The following is a 3,167-nucleotide window of genomic DNA, read 5'->3' on the forward strand; positions in this document are numbered from 1 at the left end:
TAGCGCAGAGAACGCGGATCGCGGGTTCCTGCATGTAAGGATTTCGTACGCTTATGCGCCCGAAATCCTTCGCCATCCCGGACATCGCTTCGCCTCGCGGCTTCCCCAAAACCCGCCCTCCGTTCAGGTCGGCCGTAGCGGCATGGGTTGGGCCGATTTCACCCTGCAACTTTAGTTCTAGAACCTCTAAAGCGGTCAACACGCGAGAAACCGCTGCCGTTTGGAGCAATGGCGGACCCGTTCAATTCGCTGTCTCAGCCATCCACGACGGAATGTCCCGTTGGACATGAAGCACGCGCCACACGTCGATATGGTCGGTACGGTCGAGATAGAAGGCAAGATAGGGAAAGCGGGCCAGTTTGCGGCTTCGTAATCCCGGCAATTCCAGTTCGTGGGCATACCTCGGTGAGCCGGTTGCGGGCCGGGCAGATATCGCGCGATACGACTCGCTGAGCGCGTCGACGAAGCGGAGGGTTACATCCGCCCCCGCTTCTTCCGCGTAATAGTCTATGGCTTCATCGACATCCCGACGTGCCAGCGCACGCGGGATCACGGGTTTAGCGGTCACCTCGCGGCGCGATTGCGCACACGATCACGCAAGCTTTCGAAATAGACGTCGTCCACAGGTTCCGTTGGCGCAGACGCCGCTCCGTCCAGCAAAAGCGCCCGTAGAGTCTGGCGATCCTGATCCTTTCGGATCAGTTCCCGAACATACTCGCTGCTGGTGCCAAAGCCCCTGCCCGTTACCTGTTGATCGACGAACGATTTGAGTGTTTCAGGCAGTGAGATATTCATTGTGCTCATGTCGTTCCAGATAGGCGATTTGGCAAAAATTGGCAAGATCGGCTGCCATGTTAAATCCATAGGACACAAAATGTGCCCTGAGCCACCGTCTAGCCAAAATTCTCGAAATCTGCACAACCACGTTAATTCAGTAGCTTGATAGCACTAACGAAGCCCATTTATGGGCAGCATTTATGCGTACCGTGACTTACCGTGCCCTTGCCCGGCTCGCCGATTTCCTGCCGACTTTTCCGCACGGTGCGCCGGACGCGCAAGTTGAGCGCGTGGCCATCATTGTAGGTCAGTTTCGAAAGCCGCAGCTTCCGCCGACAAATCTGCCGAGCAGAGCGCCCAATCCGATGCCCCAAAGCCGACGTCTGTTCATGAAACCTGTGAAGGCGGCCCCATGCTAGCGTGAACGAGCGCAAGAAGGATCAAGGCCGGCTTTTTTGTCCAATCGCTGGCCCATGAGCGTTGATGACCGGGAAAGGCGGAAGTCGATCGCGCCGCGGCTAGCGACGCACCCGTGCCCGCGTCTCCAGCTCGGCGATACGGCGCTCGAGATAGGCCCGATCGTCGCTCGTCGGGGACGCCCGGCCATAGGCCGCCTCGAGCCGGGTCAGGTCGCCGAGTTCGACACGCACCTGTGCCTGTGCGGCAGATGTCAGCCCGCTGGTCCCGAGTGCACGCTCCACGTTGGTAAGCCGGGTCCGATTGTCGATCACCGTCGAGCCGCCGCCATAGGTGGTATCGCCGACCCGCGCGTCGAGAGCGTCGAGGCGCGCATCGAGATCGTCACGTTCGCGAGTGCTGATCCCGTCGCGCGCATAGCTGGCTTCCGTCTGGACGAGGGTGGCATAATCGTTCTTGAGCCGGGTGGCCTCCGACCGGCTGATGGCTCGCGCGGACATCCGCGCATTGACGCGGCTCTCGAAATCGCTGCGCCCATCGGCGACTACGAGCTGGGTGGAACCGCCGGAATCCGCATAGCCGCCTTCGCTGAGCGCCTGTGTCAACGCGCCGTAGCGGTCGCCCAATTCAGTGCGCTCTGCCGTCGTGAAGCGGTTGTCGGCGCCATATCGAGTTTCCAATTGCACCAGTTCATCATATTCAGATTTCATGCGGTTTCCGTTGGCGGAGGTGAGCGCGCCAGAGCGAACATCTGAGTCGATGCGGGCATGGAACTGGCTGCGCTGCGTCGCAAGCGGCTTGCGGCCGAGTGCCCATTGCTGCTCGATCGAGGCGGAGCCACCGACCCGGTCGCCAAAGAGCGTTCCGAGAATGGCGCTCACCCGGTCTTCCTGACTCTTTTGCGACTGCTGACTCACGTCGCTTTGCGCGACCGCTGCCAGCGGGAGGATTAGGAGGGCGCCGGCTGCTGTTGCGGTGAGGGATCTCTTCGTATTCATATCACTCTTCCCTTCGTAACCCTGCCATAAAAACTCACGAGATCCGGGAGTGGTTGCACTGACCAACAGGATCGGATCAGCTGAGGTAGGAGACTGCTTGGGCAGCCGCGCAAGAAGCGCGGCATTAGCCGCAACCATCTTGGCGGCCTCGGTTCCCTTCCGGGGACGATGATAGAGACGCTGAAAGTCCATCGAGCCCATCGCCCGGCCGACCCAATAGCAGGCCGCAACCGCCGTTGTCGTCCAGGCGACATCGTTCAGCCCCGGGAAGATTTGCGCCGAGGCGCGGTGCGCGTCTGCGCCGGATACGATACCGATAGCCCGCGCGCCCGCCGAGGATGGTGTCGGACCGAGTTGCAGCGCCATGGTTGCGTTCTAGTGTTGCGCTGACCGGTTGAACCCACCCCAAGCGCGTTTGACGGACATCGCATCAATAGCGGCGTCGATGAGCTGTTACGATCCAGTTTTTCTGTTGAAGGCGTTGGTTAGGCTTCCCGCTGCAGCGCTCACCATCCATCACGCCCGCCGCCGCAACGAGAAGTACGCAATCGATTTTTTAGATTCACGCCCAATTTCGCTCGGGCGGAACCTTTGCTGACAGAAAGTTAGCAACAGCCCAAGGGCTGGCACCGTTGGCCGACCTGCCAAACCAGGTGTTTAGGGCGCGGACTCATTACGCGAGGCACCAGATGCGAGTGCAGACGAGTTTGACGGCGGCGAGGTAGTTTTCTGGGCACCGGTCGTAGCGGGTGGCGATGCCACGAAACTGCTTGATCCGATTGAAGAAGCGTTCGACGAGGTTGCGCTGGCGATAGAGCCAGGGCGAGAATCCGAAGCGTTGCTTGCGATTTGAGCGGTTGGGAATGTTGGCCCAGACATTCCTGCCGGTAGCCTGCTCGCGGATGGCGTTGCTGTCATAGCCTTTGTCGCCAAGGAGCGTGGCGCCCTCGGGAATGGCATGGATCAGCGCTTCGG

Annotated in this window: 4 protein-coding genes; all 4 read right to left on the reverse strand. The window is 60.4% G+C overall.

What is annotated here, in order from left to right; translation table 11 throughout:
• Positions 1-241 precede the first annotated feature (241 nt).
• Positions 242-568, reverse strand: coding sequence for a type II toxin-antitoxin system RelE/ParE family toxin (locus AC3WJD_RS21790; protein ID WP_492748921.1), 327 nt, complete (start codon positions 566-568; stop codon positions 242-244).
• A complete protein-coding gene (locus tag AC3WJD_RS21795) occupies positions 565-795 on the reverse strand; it encodes a type II toxin-antitoxin system ParD family antitoxin (protein WP_492748922.1) in 231 nt (76 codons plus the stop codon). The genes AC3WJD_RS21790 and AC3WJD_RS21795 overlap by 4 nt, the downstream gene beginning before the upstream one ends.
• Positions 796-1,295: 500 nt before the next feature.
• Positions 1,296-2,558: a hypothetical protein gene (locus AC3WJD_RS21800; protein ID WP_492748923.1), complete on the reverse strand. Its 1,263-nt coding sequence runs from the start codon at positions 2,556-2,558 to the stop codon at positions 1,296-1,298.
• 307 nt (positions 2,559-2,865) lie between these two features.
• Positions 2,866-3,167: transposase (locus tag AC3WJD_RS21805; RefSeq protein ID WP_492748925.1), on the reverse strand; the 302-nt coding region annotated here is incomplete at its 5' end.

The sequence above is a fragment of the Sphingobium sp. FW306-1B-F04DB genome (assembly GCF_058781925.1).